16 protein-coding genes are annotated in these 16,374 nt (G+C 61.6%); 7 read left to right on the forward strand and 9 right to left on the reverse strand.

Going from position 1 to position 16,374, the window contains the following annotated elements; all coding sequences use genetic code 11:
- Nucleotides 1-216: 216 nt before the first annotated feature.
- From A5483_RS02445 to A5483_RS02465, 5 genes are all read right to left on the reverse strand, one after another.
- Entirely contained in the window at nt 217-1,809 is a 1,593-nt protein-coding gene (locus A5483_RS02445; RefSeq protein ID WP_002549562.1) for a PTS ascorbate transporter subunit IIC, read from the reverse strand.
- A gap of 49 nt (nt 1,810-1,858) precedes the next feature.
- Nucleotides 1,859-2,623 (reverse strand): PTS sugar transporter subunit IIA, encoded by a 765-nt coding sequence (locus tag A5483_RS02450; RefSeq protein WP_002549513.1) that lies wholly within the window; start codon nt 2,621-2,623, stop codon nt 1,859-1,861.
- 67 nt (nt 2,624-2,690) lie between these two features.
- Nucleotides 2,691-3,173: an S-ribosylhomocysteine lyase gene (locus A5483_RS02455; protein ID WP_193790425.1), complete on the reverse strand. Its 483-nt coding sequence runs from the start codon at nt 3,171-3,173 to the stop codon at nt 2,691-2,693.
- 37 nt (nt 3,174-3,210) lie between these two features.
- On the reverse strand, nt 3,211-4,392 hold the full coding sequence (manA, locus tag A5483_RS02460; RefSeq protein ID WP_063810888.1) for a mannose-6-phosphate isomerase, class I: 1,182 nt from the start codon (nt 4,390-4,392) through the stop codon (nt 3,211-3,213).
- A gap of 48 nt (nt 4,393-4,440) precedes the next feature.
- Nucleotides 4,441-4,716, reverse strand: coding sequence for a DUF3263 domain-containing protein (locus A5483_RS02465; RefSeq protein ID WP_042842946.1), 276 nt, complete (start codon nt 4,714-4,716; stop codon nt 4,441-4,443).
- A gap of 333 nt (nt 4,717-5,049) precedes the next feature.
- On the opposite strand from A5483_RS02465, the gene groL reads away from it, so the two are divergent.
- The 3 genes from groL to A5483_RS02480 all read left to right on the forward strand — a co-directional run bounded on the left by groL (nt 5,050) and on the right by A5483_RS02480 (nt 8,356).
- On the forward strand, nt 5,050-6,684 hold the full coding sequence (gene groL / locus A5483_RS02470; RefSeq protein ID WP_002549477.1) for a chaperonin GroEL: 1,635 nt from the start codon (nt 5,050-5,052) through the stop codon (nt 6,682-6,684).
- Nucleotides 6,685-6,873: 189 nt separating this feature from the next.
- A complete protein-coding gene (locus A5483_RS02475) occupies nt 6,874-7,665 on the forward strand; it encodes a CPBP family intramembrane glutamic endopeptidase (protein ID WP_063810970.1) in 792 nt (263 codons plus the stop codon).
- Between the two features lie 4 nt (nt 7,666-7,669).
- Nucleotides 7,670-8,356, forward strand: a complete 687-nt coding sequence (locus tag A5483_RS02480; protein ID WP_063810889.1) for a copper homeostasis protein CutC — start codon at nt 7,670-7,672, stop codon at nt 8,354-8,356.
- Between the two features lie 13 nt (nt 8,357-8,369).
- Here the strand turns inward: A5483_RS02480 and A5483_RS02485 are convergent, their stop codons facing one another.
- The 4 genes from A5483_RS02485 to A5483_RS02500 all read right to left on the reverse strand — a co-directional run bounded on the left by A5483_RS02485 (nt 8,370) and on the right by A5483_RS02500 (nt 13,706).
- Complete coding sequence (locus A5483_RS02485) at nt 8,370-9,188, reverse strand: serine hydrolase (protein ID WP_042843011.1); 819 nt, start codon at nt 9,186-9,188, stop codon at nt 8,370-8,372.
- A gap of 214 nt (nt 9,189-9,402) precedes the next feature.
- The gene (locus tag A5483_RS02490) at nt 9,403-11,061 is read right to left on the reverse strand and encodes a DNA repair helicase XPB (protein WP_063810890.1); all 1,659 of its coding nucleotides are present in this window, start codon (nt 11,059-11,061) and stop codon (nt 9,403-9,405) included.
- A gap of 144 nt (nt 11,062-11,205) precedes the next feature.
- Entirely contained in the window at nt 11,206-13,335 is a 2,130-nt protein-coding gene (locus A5483_RS02495) for a helicase-associated domain-containing protein (RefSeq protein ID WP_063810891.1), read from the reverse strand.
- On the reverse strand, nt 13,332-13,706 hold the full coding sequence (locus A5483_RS02500) for a hypothetical protein (protein ID WP_063810971.1): 375 nt from the start codon (nt 13,704-13,706) through the stop codon (nt 13,332-13,334). The genes A5483_RS02495 and A5483_RS02500 overlap by 4 nt, the downstream gene beginning before the upstream one ends.
- A gap of 105 nt (nt 13,707-13,811) precedes the next feature.
- On the opposite strand from A5483_RS02500, the gene A5483_RS12330 reads away from it, so the two are divergent.
- The 4 genes from A5483_RS12330 (at nt 13,812) to A5483_RS02515 (ending at nt 16,370) form a co-directional block, all read left to right on the forward strand.
- A complete protein-coding gene (locus A5483_RS12330; protein WP_082863970.1) occupies nt 13,812-14,153 on the forward strand; it encodes a hypothetical protein in 342 nt (113 codons plus the stop codon).
- Between the two features lie 108 nt (nt 14,154-14,261).
- Nucleotides 14,262-15,047, forward strand: coding sequence for a glucosamine-6-phosphate deaminase (gene nagB / locus A5483_RS02505; RefSeq protein ID WP_063810892.1), 786 nt, complete (start codon nt 14,262-14,264; stop codon nt 15,045-15,047).
- Between the two features lie 139 nt (nt 15,048-15,186).
- Nucleotides 15,187-15,570: a cold-shock protein gene (locus tag A5483_RS02510; protein WP_002549557.1), complete on the forward strand. Its 384-nt coding sequence runs from the start codon at nt 15,187-15,189 to the stop codon at nt 15,568-15,570.
- Nucleotides 15,570-16,370 (forward strand): DUF3027 domain-containing protein, encoded by an 801-nt coding sequence (locus A5483_RS02515; RefSeq protein ID WP_063810893.1) that lies wholly within the window; start codon nt 15,570-15,572, stop codon nt 16,368-16,370. The genes A5483_RS02510 and A5483_RS02515 overlap by 1 nt, the downstream gene beginning before the upstream one ends.
- The last annotated feature ends 4 nt before the right edge of the window (nt 16,371-16,374 follow it).

The raw sequence follows: 16,374 nt of genomic DNA on the forward strand, positions 1-16,374 counted from the left end.
ATGCTGCGATTGGCGACTCATGGTGCCCCCAAGGTGGCTGTTTTGATCACGGCATCGCCCTTCGACAAGGGTGCTCAGGGCAACGTTGACCGGTGAATGGGAGGCTAGCACGCGAGTGGCTCATCCATGAGAGTCCGCATGGATGAGCCGTCGAGCCGTGGAGAATGGCCTTGTCGCGTGGCTAAGTTGTGAGGTTGTCCCCGGCTGCGGAGGTTGTTACAGCCCTAACTCATCTCGAGATGGCGGCTTCGGTGCCCCCTCAGGAGGGGTGATGCGGTGGTTCACCGTAAATGTCGTTGCCATACGCGCGGTCTCGCCTGGGTCATCGTTCCTCTCCTCGGCGGTGGCGATGGCCGACACACCGGCCGATGCCGATCCTCGTGCTGGAGCTGGGTCCCAACCGGTGGCGACGGCACGGCGCTGCACCAAGATGGCGGTACCGAGGATGGTGGCACCGATGAGGGCGAGAATGATGGATCCGGAGGCAGTGCCGGTTCGGGCCCCGTACCCGATGAGTATTCCGAACCATCCGAAATCGGCATCGCCGAAGGTCGTATTGGCCGAACCGAACGGCCCAAGGACTTTGAGGAGGAAAGCCGGCAGAAAGGTCACGAGTAGACCGTTGACGAAGGCTCCCGCGACCGCGCCGCGTCGTCCGCCGGTTGCATTGCCGTAGACCCCGGCGGCTCCACCGGTGAAGAAGTGGGGTACGAGCCCGGGAAGAATCAAGGCGAGTCCCAATGCTGGCCCGAGCACGGTTGCAAGGATCGTTAGCCCGACCAGCCCTCCGATGAACGACGAGATAAATCCGATGAGGACGGCATTCTGGGCGTAGGGAAAGACGATGGGGCAGTCGAGTGCTGGGATAGCGCCGGGGACCACCTTGCTGGCGATCCCCTGGAAGGCAGGGATGAGCTCACCGAGGATGGTGCGGACGCCAAAGAGGATGACGGCCACCGCGATGCCGAACTCGAGACCTTGAGTGACTGACGCCATGATGTAGTTCCCAGTGCCGGTCGCTGGCTTCGGGAACGTCTGGAACGCGGCCTGCTTGCCACGGCGAGCCAGGAAAATGATGGCGACGACGACGTACATAAGAACCATCGACAGTGCCGTGGCCACCATGGAATCTCGAAGGAACCGCAGGCCTTCGGGAACTTTAATGTTCTCGGTTGATCGGCTCTTGCCGTGTGGATCGACCAAGCGTCCGGTGGCAGCAGCCGCAACGTATGCGGAAGTGCCAAAGTGTCCGATGGCGACGTCCTCCCCTCCGGTGACTTTTCGCGTGAAGGGGTGAGCTAAGGCGGGAAGGCTCACCATGAGCACCCCCAGCAGTAGTGAGCCGAGCCCGACGACGATGAAGGTCGGCATCGATGCCGATGCCATAACAATGGTGATGAGGGTTGCCATGAACAGCATGTGGTGCCCGGTGAGGAACACGTAGTGGAGTGGGGTGATGCGGGCCAGCAGCAGTGAGATAAGGAACCCCGCGAGCATGATCCATGCGACTTGGGATCCGAATTGTTGCTGGGCGATGCCGGCGATTGCTTCATTGGTGGGTACGACGCCCTGGGTCCCCAGCGCTCCCTCGATCATCTTTCCCAGCGGCCCGAGAGAGTTGACGACCAGCCCTGCCCCAGCTCCGATAAGGAGGAAACCGAGGGTGGCTTTGATAGCAGCGCCGGCGACCTGGCCGACAGATTTGCGCATCGCCGCCAGCCCGACGGCCGTGATGATGCCGATGAGGAAGGCGGGCACGCTGAGGATCTCGTTTACGAGGAATTGGACGATGGCCAGGGCGATGTTCATGGGGTTAGTCTCCGGGGACGAGGTAGGCGTGGCAGCTGATAGTCAGCGGTCAAACGTCGTAGATGTGGCGCAACGCAGCATCGACTTGCGACATCGATGTGAAGTCATCGACGACCTCGACAGGGATGGGTAGTTCACCGAGGGTTTGGGCAATGGCTTCCGATGTCAGAATGGCGTCTGCTTCGCTGCAGCGCCCTCTCGCCGAGATGGTGTCGGTCGCCTCAACTGACAGGTAGGGGGTCCACGCCCAAGCATCAAGGACCTGCTCGGTGGTGTTTTTGAGAAACAGACTGGTGCCTAGCCCGTTGCCGCAGACTGTGAGCAAGAGATTTTGGGACGTCGAGGTCTCAACTGGATGGCGGCCGGTCTCGTTAGAGAGGATCGACACGACCTGCTGTGGCGTCGTCGCAGTGTCGAGGGCGTTGCGTCTGTTTGGATCGGCTAGTGCGCTCGCCAACGCGGCCAGAACATTTTGGTGGGCAGAGGCGTCCGTAGCTGCGAGTCCTGCTACCAGAGTCACAGGATCGTTCGTCTCATGACCAAATGCCACCGGTTCGTCAAGGCGTATCCATGACATGCCTGTTCGCAGCACCGAGGAGTCCGGTCTGGCATGGGCCAACGCAAATCCAGGGGCGACGACGATGTAGGGGCCATTTTTCTCGACATTATCGATCATGGCCTGGGTGTATCTGGGTGTAGCGGTGCCGGTGGACACCAGCAGACGCCCGACGGCCTGGAGAGCTTCTCGCCAATCGTCGACGTGCTCGTCTAGACGAATGGCCGTTAGGGGCAGGATGTCTGTCAGGTCAATCACCGTGCGGCCTTTCCATGGCTGTGGGAGCCTCAGCGTACGCCCTCGCGAGGGTACAAGGCCACGGTTCTTAGGCCATTACCTGTTCCCATTCGTCGCGGTGGTTCAGCATTGTGTGGGCGGCTTCTTGGGCGGCTTTGATGGAGTGGTTGGCTCCCCATCCGCACTGGACGTCGTTGGCGGCGGGGGTGGCGTCGAGGTTCAGGATGTCGCGCAGGGTGGTCTCGACGAGTTCGCATGTGCCTGGGATATCCGGTGTTCCGATCATGATGAGGTAGAACCCGGTCTGGCATCCCATCGGCCCGAAGTCGATGACGGACTCGGAATGATTTCGCACGCACTCAGCGAAGGAGTGCTCCAGGGAGTGCACCGCAGGCATCTCTAGATGTTCCTTGTTGGGTTGGCAGAACCTCACGTCGTACTTGGTGAGGGTATCGCCAGCGGGGAGGTGCTTGACGTCGGCTACGCGCACAAATGGTGCTGCCACCTTGGTGTGATCCAGATTGAAACTTTCGACGTTCATTTTGTGTGCCATGAATCCATCCTCTCGCATTGGCACGAATCCCACACGGGCAACCAGCCAGCTGCGGTTAGAGCCCGGCGGCGGCAATAAATCCCTCGCAGTCTCCGTCAACTTGTAGCTGTTCACCCGCTGGAACCCAGATGGCCTGACCGCGCACGATCTCGTCAGTTCCGTGAGAGCTTGAGCAGACCGCATAGCCATCTGTAATGAGAAGTATTCGTGCTAGTCCGCTGGCTGGTGCCATGGCGGGATGGGTGGTGTCGAGGTCGAGGTGCCAGAGTCGGAACTGGTCGTCAGTGCCAGGGAACACTCGCACTCCGGGGTCTACCTCTTGCGCCGCCATGATTCGTGGCTCTTGGGTCTGGAACGAGACGATTTGAATGAGGGAGTCGACGTCAATGTGCTTATCGGTGAGCCCGCCACGCACGACATTGTTGGAGTCGGCCATGATCTCGACGCCCGTGCCCGACAAGTATGAGTGCATGATTCCTGGGGGCACAGACAGCGCCTGACCCGGTTTCAGGTGAACTCGATTGAGCATGAGTGCTGCCAGGATTGAGGGATCCCCAGGAAAGTACTCGTCGAGTTCTACGGCGGTGCGGGCGAATTCTCCCAGCGGTGTGTCTTCTCCTACATGGTTGACCGCTCCTGACACCACCTCGGTGACGATCTGACGGCGCATATCGTCACCGGCAAGACAGTCGAGGAAGGTCTCGGCAAGGGCGGCCGAACCGGAGCGTTCGGTCAGCGATCCCAACACCGGATCAGTCGGGGTGAGGACCTCAAGCCCATCGAAGAGTTGGCGGGTCTCGTGCGGATCTCGGAACCCGCACAATCCCTCGAAATCGCTGAGGGCGACGAGAATTTCGGGCTTGGGCCAATCGTCGACGAAGGTGCGGTGGGGGTCGTTAACGTCAATGCCGTTCTGGTCCTCTCGGACGAATCCAGCCCGCGCCATCGCGGCGTCAGGATGCGCTTGCAGACTTAACGGGTGGCGGGCTGAAAGGATTTTGAGGAGGAAGGGCAAGCGGGTACCGAAGACGACTCGGCTGCGGTCGCCGAGCTCGTCTGGGTGAGCGTGGATGTAATCGGTGAGCGGTATGCCATCGAGAGTCGATGATGAGGCCTCGTGGGCCCCAAGCCAGTACTCAGCCCACGGCTGTCCATCGGCGTCTTTTCCGAGGATATCTGGGATCGCATCATAGGAGCCCCAGGAGTACGTCCGGACCGTTCCGGTCAGGCGTTTCATAATGTGCCTCTCGTTGATGGCGTCGCATCGTTGACGACGCCGTAGGTGTCATCCGAGCAGTTGTGCGCTACGGGAGCGGCGTTGCTGGCTGCGAACCCGCTGGAGTCGCCCCACGACGGAGGGCGCGTACCGGGCGGCCCTGTTATCGTCGATGAGCTCGTTGAGTCGCAGGTAGTACCGGGGGGACGACAGACCGAGACTGTCGCGAATGACGGTCTCCTTGTCAACTCCCAGATTCCCGGTTTGCCAGGATTCCTCAAGGTCTAAAATCGCGCGGTCCAAGGCGCACAACTCGGCGGACTCGGGAGTGATGGAATCTGACACAGTGCCAGTCTAGGGGCCACCCGGTAGTGGACGGGTAGTGACGCGGTGGGGTCTCCGCCGTTATCGGTGGCAGCACAACTGGTTATTTGTCGCCCACAAACTCTTTGCACTCGCTGGGTGGGAGTGCTAAACATGTCATTGGCACTCCGGAAGCGAGAGTGCTACCGCCCGGATCGGTGTTGCGAGCGCCGGAACGAGTGGTCCTCCCGGTGATGAGATCACCAGATCGTCCGTCGCGGGCATCACGGGGAATCACAATGCGGGGTCGCTCCCGCCACATCATCTGACGTCCACGGGCTGCCAAGCCCACCGGAGCGGAGGAATCCCCCAAACATGGCAAAGCTCATCGAATTCAACATCGAGGCCCGCCGCGGACTCGAGGCGGGTATGAACACCCTCGCCGACGCGGTCAAGGTCACCCTCGGCCCCAAGGGCCGCAACGTCGTTCTCGAAAAATCGTGGGGTGCTCCCACTATCACCAACGACGGTGTCTCCATCGCCAAGGAGATCGAGCTCGACGATCCCTATGAGAAGATCGGCGCTGAGCTCGTCAAGGAGGTCGCCAAGAAGACTGACGACGTCGCTGGCGACGGCACCACCACCGCAACCGTTCTCGCCCAGGCCATGGTCCGAGAGGGCCTGCGCAATGTCACCGCCGGCGCCAACCCGATGGGCCTGAAGAAGGGCATCGAGACTGCTGTCGAGGCGATTAGTGCTCGCCTGTCCGACATGGCCATCGACATTGAGACTAAGGACCAGATCGCCTCCACCGCCTCCATCTCGGCCGCAGATCCCACCGTCGGTGAAATCATTGCCGAGGCCATGGATAAGGTCGGTAAGGAAGGTGTCATCACCGTCGAGGAGTCCAACACCTTCGGCCTGGAGCTTGAGCTCACCGAGGGCATGCGCTTCGACAAGGGCTACATCTCGCCCTACTTCGTCACCGACACCGAGCGTATGGAGGCCGTCCTCGAGGACCCCTACATCCTGATCGTCAACTCCAAGATCTCCTCGTTGAAGGATCTCCTGCCGATCCTCGAAAAGGTCATGCAGTCGGGCAAGCCGCTGTTTGTCATTGCCGAGGACGTCGAGGGTGAGGCCCTGGCCGGCCTCATCGTCAACAAGATCCGCGGGACCTTCAAGTCCGTCGCTGTTAAGGCCCCGGGCTTCGGCGACCGCCGTAAGGCCATGCTCAACGACATTGCCATCCTCACGGGCGGCCAGGTGATCTCCGAGGAGGTCGGTCTGTCCCTCGACGCTGTGACGTTGGACTTGCTGGGCCACGCTCGTCAGGTTGTCGTTACTAAGGATGAGGCCACCATCGTTGATGGTGCTGGGGACTCCGAGCAGATCGCCGGGCGTGTTTCCCAGATTCGTAAGGAGATTGAGAACTCCGACTCCGATTACGATCGCGAGAAGTTGCAGGAGCGCCTCGCCAAGCTCGCCGGTGGCGTCGCCGTCATCAAGGTGGGTGCTGCTACCGAGGTTGAGCTCAAGGAGCGTAAGCACCGCATCGAGGATGCGGTGCGCAACGCCAAGGCCGCTGTCGAGGAAGGCATCATCCCCGGTGGTGGTGTTGCCCTGCTGCAGGCGTCCAAGGCTGCCGAGATCGAGGGCCTGGAGGGTGACGAGCTCACCGGAGCTCAGATCGTCCTGGCTGCTTGCGCCGCTCCGCTGAAGCAGATCGCTATCAACGCCGGTCTTGAGGGTGGCGTCGTGGCTGAGAAGGTCGCCGGTCTGCCCGCAGGACAGGGCCTTAACGCTGCAACCGGTGAGTACGTCGACATGGCCAAGACCGGAATCATCGATCCGGCCAAGGTGACCCGTTCCGCTTTGCGGAACGCCGCCTCCATTGCGGCTCTGTTCCTCACCACTGAAGCTGTCATCGCTGACAAGCCCGAGCCTGTCAAGGCTCCTGCCGGCGGCGGTGACATGGACGGTATGGGCGGTATGGGCGGCATGATGTGATCGCTCCCACTCGTTGACGACGGCGGGGCACCCTGCGGGGTGCCCCGCCGTCGTATGTAGTGAGGTCGTCGGCCCAGCGGCATCGACTACTCTCAGATGGTGCCCCGAATACCCTCTTCACGGCGTCCCGTCGACCGATTCCTCGCCGGAGCCGGATTATTCCATCCACTGCTGTCACTGTTAGCAGCAATCACCATCCTCGGAGTGGGGCAGGTTGGTGTTGCCTTGGTGCTCACAGCGTTGGTCGGCGGTCATCCAGACGCTCAGACTTCGACGATCGTGCTGTTGACATCTTTCGCCGGGGTCTGGCTCATGTTGTGGGCCTGGATGCGATTCGTCGACCAGCGACCCATGAGCTGTCTTGGCTTACACGGACCGGGCAGTGACGTCTGGATTGGGGTGGCAATCGCGGTCGCAATTCTCGCTATTGACGTTGTGACCATGACGGCCAGCGGCCAGGTGACGATGTCATGGACCAGACCGAGCGCCATGGCTATGGTGTTCATCATCGCCGCGATCCTGCTGTTTTTGGTACAGGGATGCGCCGAGGAAGCTGTGCTGCGCGGCTACCTCATGCAGTCGGTGGCAGCGAAGTGGGGGATTCCCGCCGGGCTGGCCATTCAAGCCGTCGTCTTTGCCGCGCTTCATGGAGCTAACCCAGGCACTACATGGGTGGCCTTGGTCAACGTTGCAGGATTCGGCCTCATGCTGGGGCTGCTGGTGGTTTGGCGAGGCAACCTGCTTGCCGCGATGGGTTTCCACACAGTCTGGAATTGGTTGCAGGGGATGGTGTTGGGATTCGACGTCTCGGGTCTGGAATTTCACCACAGTGTCATGACGACCGCCAGGGTGACTGGTTCCCGTTCCTGGCTAACTGGGGGAACCTTTGGAGCGGAGGGATCCGTCATCAGCACGATCGTCCTGGCCATTCTCATTACCGGCCTTCTCGTGACGATTCGACATGACTGGCGCAACAATTAGACCTATGGCATTGCTCGAGGTCATCTGTCTACACGAACACGACGCCAAGCGGGCAGCGGAGGGAGGTGCCGACCGCATTGAGTTGGTCGGCACGATGGATGACGGCGGTTTGGCGCCCAGCCCGGAGCTGTTGGCACGCACCCTCAGCGCCGTCGACATCCCGGTGCGTCCCATGCTGCGCCTGGACGGTGGGTTTCGGGCTGATCCGCGGCATCGTGAAGAAATGTTGCACCTGGTTCGTACTTACCGCGATCTGGGAGCTGACGGTCCGGCGCTGGGATTTCTCGACGAAGCTACCGGGGTCGACGTCGACACCGTCATGGAGTTGTCGCAGGGCTGGCCTCGTTGGACCTTCCATCGAGCTATTGATAACAGCCTGGAACCAGACAAAGCATGGATGCAATTACTCGGTTTTCCCGGGCTCGACCAGGTGCTAACCGCTGGATCACCACGAGGGGTTGGGCACGGCCTTGATGATCTTGTTGCCCGAGCCGAAGCGGATCCCCAAGTAGCCGATCTCATCATGGCTGGCGGCGGGTTGCGCGCTGAACATGTCCCGTGGCTGTACCGGGCTGGCATCCGGGCCTTCCACATTGGCAGCCCCGCTCGTCCTCAAGGGACATGGAAAGCGTGGGTGGATCCTGGCCTGGTGCGGTCCTGGCGAGATCTCCTCGATCGCTTGGCGGGGTGACCCGGGGCTCGCGTCAAAACGCCTGGATCCACATATCCCGTGTGCCCGGCGCCCGGAAGGGAATGTGCCCATGATCGTCTCCGGTGGCGTAAGGGGCTGGGGTCGAGGCCTGTGACGGCTGAGCTGTAACGCTACGCGGCTGATGGCGGGCAATGATTCGCGCCATTCCCTCGATGGTTTCCACGAGATCGTCCATAGACGCTGTGGCGGAATGGGTTAGGCCGACGGCGGTGTATCCCGTGGTCCCGGTGGAGGCCACGGAATTCACGTGCCAACCATCGTCGCGTGGTAGCCACCCGTTCTTGACGAAAGCGGATTTCATGCCCGCTGTCATGCCCCAATCCTGGTCTTCTGCAACGCTAGACATGAGCTCGCGGGCGTATGCGCGCATGGGCTCGGGAATGACGTCATTGTGGCAAAAAATGTGGTCGGCGAGTATGACCTGATCGGCGGCGGTCGTCGACGTCAGGCCCCAACGCTGTTCGGGATCGAAGGTGGTGTGGGTGGCTCCCATACGACGCATGGCATTGCGGACTCCGTCAGCCCTGCCGGCCTTGGTCCACAGAGCGGTAGCGGCGTCGTTACTGGAATTCTCAATCATGGGGACTAAAAGATCTTTTTCATCCTCCGTGAGCTGACGCTTCTCGCCGGCAGCCTGGATCATCACGGTTTCCATAATCGCTAGCTTGATGATGGAGGCGGTGATGTAGGTGGTGGCGCCGTGGTTGAGAACGTGGATTTCACGCTGCCCGTGTACCCGCATAGCCACGGACTGTTCTCCGTCACGGGTATCGAGGTATTTCTTCAGCTCATCCTGGTAGGGAAATGGCACGTATGGCCCGGGATCCGCAGGGCTGGCCAGCTTGGTCGGGGCAGGTTTGCGTGGTGCCGCTTTCTCCGGTCGATTGGCGGCTCGCACTACTGGTACACCGATGGCAGCTCCGGTAGCGACGAGCAGGCCCCTGAGCGCCGTGCGTCTGGTGATTAGCGCCTTCGCAGACATGCGTGCCCTCCTGTTCGTGGACCCGATGCGTTCGTATCCATTCTCACGCCGTTCGGTCCAATGCGTCCAGATCGTCTGCATCAATGATGCGGTACGAGTACCCTTGCTCGGCCAGGAATCGCTGACGATGGCTAGCAAAATCGGCGTCAACGGTATCGCGGGAAACAACTGCATAAAAACGGGCTACCAGGCCGTCCTTGGGGCGCAGTAGGCGGCCCAAACGTTGGGCTTCTTCTTGACGCGATCCGAAGGCTCCTGAGACCTGGATGGCGACTTCTGCGCTTGGTAGGTCAATGGAGAAATTGGCGACCTTAGAGACTACGAGCAGGTCGATCCGTCCCTCTCGGAAATCCTGGTAGATCTCCTGACGTCGAGTGGGTGTCGTTGAACCAGTGATAATCGGACACTGCAATTCGGCGGCCAGCTCCTCCAACTGGTCGACATATTGGCCGATAATGAGGGTGGGCTGGCCGCGATGACGCTCGACCAACTCTTCCACGACCCTGTTCTTAATCGGAAGGGTCGCGGCCATCCGGTAGCGGACGTCAGGTTCGGCCATCGCGCAGGCCATCCGGTCAGACTCAGACAAGCTCACTCGCACCTCGACGCAATCAGCAGGCGCGATCCATCCCTGGGCCTCAATCTCCTTCCACGGAGCGTCGTAGCGTTTCGGGCCAATGAGGGTGAAAACGTCGTCCTCGTGGCCGTCCTCACGCACCAGGGTGGCCGTCAAGCCGAGACGACGACGTGCCTGCAGGTCGGCCGTCATTCGGAAGACCGGGGCAGGCAGCAGGTGTACCTCGTCATAAATAACGAGACCCCAGTCGCGGGCTTCGAACAGTTCTAGATGTGGGTGCGTTCCGTGTCGCTTGGTGGTGATGACCTGATACGTGGCGATTGTTACCGGGCGTACTTGTTTGCGTGACCCGGAATACTCGCCGATTTCGTCGGGGGTGAGGGAGGTTCGACGAACGAGTTCCTCCTTCCACTGCCGAGCCGAGACGGTGTTGGTGACGAGGATCAAGGTCGTGCAGTGGGCGAGGCTCATGGCGGTGGCCCCGACAATTGTCTTGCCAGCACCGCATGGCAGTACGACGACTCCGGAGCCGCCGTCCCAGAAGGACTGTGCCGCTACCTTCTGGTAGGGGCGCAGGCTCCAACCGTCCTCGTCGAGGTCGATGTCGTGGTGCTCTCCGTCGACGTAGCCGGCGAGGTCTTCAGCCGGCCATCCCAGCTTGAGTAGCGCCTGTTTGAGGGTGCCGCGCTGCGAGGGATGGACCACAGCCGCCTCATCATCGATCTGGTCACCGACGAGACCGCGCACTGACTTGGAGCGCAACACCTCGGTGAGCACGGCTCGGTCAGTCGACACCAACACCAGCCCATGAGTGGGATGCTTCTCGATGCGTAGCCGGCCATAGCGCGACATCGTCTCGGTGACGTCGATGAGCAGCCCGGAGGCTACCGGGTAGCGCGAGTATCTCATGAGGATGTCGACGACCTGCTCCGCGTCGTGTCCGGCGGCCATGGCGTTCCACAGTCCCAGCGGGGTGAGCCGGTAGGTGTGGATGTGCTCGGGGGCGCGTTCCAGTTCCGCGAATGGGGCTATGGCGTGACGGCACTCGTCTGCCTGGGGGTGGTCTACCTCCAGCAGAAGAGTGTGGTCGGACTGGACAATGAGTGGGCCGGGTACAGAAGTCATCACCTCAAGTATCGTCCCGCAGCGCATGTTTGTTCCCCGCGAGGTTCGGTGTTGCGCGGTACGGTACCTTGATTCCCGTGGCGTGAAGACCGCGCTTAACGTGGAGCCGATTGAGCGATTGGGGCACGTACCACGCACCGATGGCTAACTCGTCTGGCAGGAAGTGATTCGCGAGATCGGCACGATGACTACCCCGCCGCCGCCCCGAATGACGCAGCGCACCGCACCGGCAGCCACGGCCATGATCCGTACCGTCTGACGCACTGAGGTGCCGTCATCAACAACCCGTTCGATGTGCATCCAGGTGCCATCCTGTTGGGCTTGGTGAAGCTGGGCGATGAGTTGCCGTCGATCAGAGAATCCGCGTCCCTTATTGTCCAACAGCGAGGCAGCCAGCTCTTCGGGGTCGGTCTGAGGAGCCGACGATGCCGGTAGATCTACCTTGGCTCGTGGGGGAGGGGGTGCAGAGAACACGTCGCCGTAGGCGTCGCGGGCTACCGGGGACATTCCCAACTGGCGCAGGCCGGCCAGCACCTGGTCGGGTTCGGCCTGAGCAACCAACACCTGGGGTCCGATGCGGCGCAGTCCAACATCGGTGGTCAGTGGGCTACGTAGAATTGCCTCGACGGCAGCTGGATCGTCGACCTCCAGGAGGGCCCCGGCAGCCGCTACTGACACTCGACCGTGGTCACGCACGACGTCATCGAGGAGCACTAGAAGGCTTTGCGGAACATCCCCCAGCGAGTGCTCGGCCCACCACTGGCGCACTCGCTCACCGGTCCACCCAGCATCGAGGGCACGACGCAGGCTGGAGCGGTTGAACCGTCTGACCCCGGCGATCCCGGTGGACTCGCGATCGGCAAGCAGGGCGAGGTCGGCAGCGGTGTCGGGGGTTAGCGGGCCGGGAGCGACTGCGGTCAGGTCAGACTGCAAAATCACCTCTTCGGTGCGTTCTGGCATGTCGGCACAGGTGTGTGCATCGACCAGGTCGGTACGCGCGTCCAGTGCGACCATTCCGAGCACTCGGCACTCGTCGAGGACCGCCTCGACGAGAGAGTCATCGACGGTGGTGCCCGGCTGACGCCACCGGATTCGATTCGCGACGACCTCGGTCTCGATCGGGGTGCCCGGTTCGGCGCTGCGTAGCTCTCGATGCACCAGTCGACGCCATGCCCGAGCAGTTGCAGGTGCAGAGGCGTCGAGAGTGTTGTCGAGGTGACCGGGCAGCTGCGAAATATGCCGCCACGCGTTTCTGAGGCTCACCCATTGTCCCCACAGCGAGTCAGCGCGCCATCGGTCGGCGAGGGGGGTGGGAAGCCAGCTGCGTCCGTCAGCCCCGATGAGACCGCCTGCGACAGCCAGAGCGAGATAGACCCATCCATCGTCCCCAGACGCCACCCGAGACAGTACGATGCGGGCATCGCGCTTGGCGAGGCCACCGTTGGCCAGTACAGCGCAATTGTGACGCTCTACTGCCTCCAATAGGGCAGACATCGCGCTGACAGCTTCGAGGGCTGTTCCGAGACCGGCACGGTTCACCAAATTGGTCTGACGTGGTTCAGGCCACGGCGGTGGGGTAGGGCTGGGCTGCTTGGCGAAGAGGCGGTTCCCGCGCAGCGCCAGGGACACTTCCCGGGGCAAAATAACGGTGTCGTCGTCAAGGGGACGCAATAGTTGATGGGCCAAAGCAGTCTCGACGGGGGTGGTGGCCGTGGCAGGAGTAACTGTGCGCCGAGCGTTGGGGACGTGCCCAGTGGGGGACCACATCAGACGTTCCAGCACCGGGCGAGCCTTGGGGCCGGCCTCCGCCAACCTTTCGGTGACCTTGTCGGGCTCCATGGGCATGACGGATACGGGGGCGAGTCCGGCGGGATATCCGGACAGATGAGTGGTGACGATCTGGATGACGTGCAGCCGTCCGGAATCTTCCAGAACTAGGACCATGTCGAGCAAGTCAGAGATGCCGTCGGCAATGTCGGCCTGGATAGCTTCAGGTTTAGTGGGCCACCCGTGGCACAAGGCCTCAGCTAGCTCGGTGAGGCTGAGGTCCCCTTGGGCAGCTAGCGCCGTCAAAAGACTCAATCGCCAGCGATCGAGGCTGGAGATCGCAGCATTGATGGATGCGTGGGTGCCCGCACGTGAAGACACCTCAGCCAAATCTTTCGGGATGGGATTGGCTAAATCGGGACGCAGGGTTAACAGCCGAGACAGACTCTGCGCGTCGAGATTTCGGATGGTGGAGGCAAGGGTCGTCGGCTCCTCGGTCGCACTCATTGGCAGGACCTCGGGTCTTTGGGTGTGAGTTGACGATCAATAAGCATGAACCCCAGACCAAGCATGATTACGCAACCCACACGAGACATCCATGCGAACTGTGCCAAGACGGTGCGTACCGGTGACTCGATAGCCCCGCCAATAATGACGGCTGCTGTCACTGCGGTAAGAGCTTTGGTGAGGCGTCCAGATGCAAAGGGGTGACGCCATGCCAGCCACCATGTGACGAAGAGGGCTGGAATAGATAACGGGGACCAAGCAGACCCCAGGGCGAGGATGACGATCCACGGCCATCCCAACCCCCGGCACAGGTCGAGGAGGGATCGGCTGCCAGCCTTGGTAGGAGTACGCGGATCGAGACGGGTAAGCATGCGAGCCGGCTTGATGCGGGGCGGCGGTGTCGTCGATACCGGCGCTTCGGTCGGTGCCGACCACGCGGAATAGCCGCTAGCGAGCCGACTGGTGCAGATCGGTTCATGCGGATCGCGGTGCCCAATACGCGGCCCTGTCAACCCAGCCTGGGTGGAAAACGGATCGGTGGGCTGACGGCTGCTGCGTCGCCGAGGGGTCAGCTCGCTGAGCGGGCGGTGATCGCCCCCCTGATAGTGACGTGGGGCGCTAATGGGCTTACCCGCGGCAGGATTGAGGGGCTGGGTCGGGACCTCCAACGGATCGACCCGAGGTGCCTGGAAGGCGCGCGGAGCAGGCCGGGAACCGACGACGTCGACGGGTGTGGTGGTGCTGCGTGCCATAACTCCATGGTAGGGGGTGAGGCCGACCAAGCGGCACGCTCACTTGACTCGGACCAACGCTCATAGGTGTTGAGTGTGATCGCTCAGGAACGCTCACATGGCTTTAGTCTCACTGCAGGCACGTCTCAGATTAGGACGTGACGCATGCTGTGATCGCGTCAAGGAGGGTTCGACATGGAGGTCATCATCTGCTCTGATGAGCAGGCCGTCGGGCGGATCGCCGCCGACCGAATTGCAAAAGTTTTGGGTCGGGCCGAGACTCCGGTGTTGGGTGTGGCGACTGGATCGACTCCGCTGACGACCTACTCTTCCTTAGCTGTACTCGCAGCGGAGGGTGAGGCTGACTTCACGGAGCTACGCGCCTTCGCTCTTGACGAATATGTCGGGCTTCCCGCAGACGATGAGCGTTCTTATGCAGCCACTATCCGCCACACCGTCACCGAACAGCTGGGATTCGACTCGGCCAACGTTCATACTCCCGACGGCATGGCTGACGATCTCGATGCTGCCTGTGCCGCCTATGAGACGGCTATCCAGGATGCTGGGGGGGTCGACGTTCAGATCCTCGGCATCGGGGCAAATGGCCATATTGGGTTCAATGAGCCCACCAGTTCGCTGTCTTCGCGCACTCGCGTCAAGACCCTCGCGGAGCGCACCAAGGCCGACAATGCTCGCTTCTTTGAGAAGGGGGAACAGGTCCCGAGTCATTGCGTCACCCAGGGGCTCGGCACCATTATGGATGCCCGCAATGTCGTGTTGTTGGCTCTCGGAGTCAACAAGGCTGACGCGCTGGCAGGGGCTGTCGAGGGGCCTGTTTCGGCGATGTGCCCCGCGTCGGTGCTGCAGTTGCACCCGCACGTTCTGGTGATCGCGGACGAGGCCGCAGCCTCGAAGCTCACCATGGCTGAGTATTTTCGATGGACCGACTCTCAGCGAGGTGACCTCTCCGGAGCGATGTGAGATCCAGTGACGTCCCTGGCTTGCTAGGCGTCCTAGGCTATCGAATCTCGAAACAATTGTGAGTGGTGGACCGCCGTCAAGGCTTGTAGCCTTGTATGGTGGTCTACCGGCCGTCATGACCAGAAGGAGTGAGCCAGAGATGCCAACCGGAAAGGTGCGTTTTTACGACGCCACCAAGGGGTTCGGTTTCCTGACGAAGGACGGCGGCGGCGACGTGTACGTCAACGCTTCCGCCCTACCCGCAGGGGTGAATGCCCTGAAACCCGGTCAGAAGGTTGACTTCGGGGTTGTTGAGGGACGTCGAGGAGAGCAGGCCCTGTCCCTGCAGATCGTCGAGGCCCCTGTCTCGCTGTCTAAAGCCAGCCGCAAGAAGCCGCAGGAGATGGCGGTGATTTGCGAGGACCTCATCAAGATGCTCGACAAGATGGGCAATGGTTACCGGCACGGACGTCACCCCGATCCTCGCACTGCCGGTGCGGTGGCCAAGATGCTTCGTGCCGTTGCTGACGAGTTGGAGCTGTGATGACACAGGTGACGTCGAAGCCGCGTACTGCGACCCGAGCTATCAAGACCGATGCGACCATTGCAAAGGCTGTTGATCAGGCCCGGGAAGCTGCCGAGTATCGCGCTGGTGACTTTGGTGTGGGCGAGCACGTCGGAACCATCGCCGAGGATGAACGAGTCCTTACCCACCTCTTCGAGTGCCCGCATCCTGGGTATCGAGGATGGCGTTGGGCCGTGACCATGTCGCGTGCTCTACGTGGCCGTAACGTTACTGTCAATGAGGTCGTCCTCATCCCCGGTGAGGATTCTCTACTGGCCCCTGCATGGCTGCCGTGGCGTGATCGGGTGCGTGCTGGTGACATCGCCGCTGGCACCCTCATGCCGACTGCCGACAACGACCCGCGTTTGGAACCTGGTTACACCGGCGGTGAACTGGCCGCAGACGAGGACCCAGCTGAATGGGCTGCCACTCGCGCTGTTGCCGCTGAGCTGGGGCTGGGGCGTGAGCGACTGCTATCGCGGGAGGGTCGTGACTCCACTACCGAGCGCTGGCTTGCCGGTGAGGGCGGCCCGGATAACGCGACGAGCCGTCATGCGCCAGCCAATTGCGTGACTTGCGGATACTTCGTGCGGCTACAGCATTCCCTGGGGCGAATTTTTGGGGTGTGCTCGAATGAGTACTCTCCCTCCGACGGTGCGGTGGTCCACGTCGACCACGGTTGTGGAGGCCACTCCGACGTCGTCGAGAAGCGTCGGGGGATTGAGCTCCCAGAGCCGGTTTTCGACACCATCTCGCTTGACGAGTCGTTGTTCGACTGAGGTC

This window comes from Cutibacterium namnetense, from assembly GCF_001642025.1.
Taxonomy (GTDB): Bacteria; Actinomycetota; Actinomycetes; order Propionibacteriales; family Propionibacteriaceae; genus Cutibacterium; species Cutibacterium namnetense.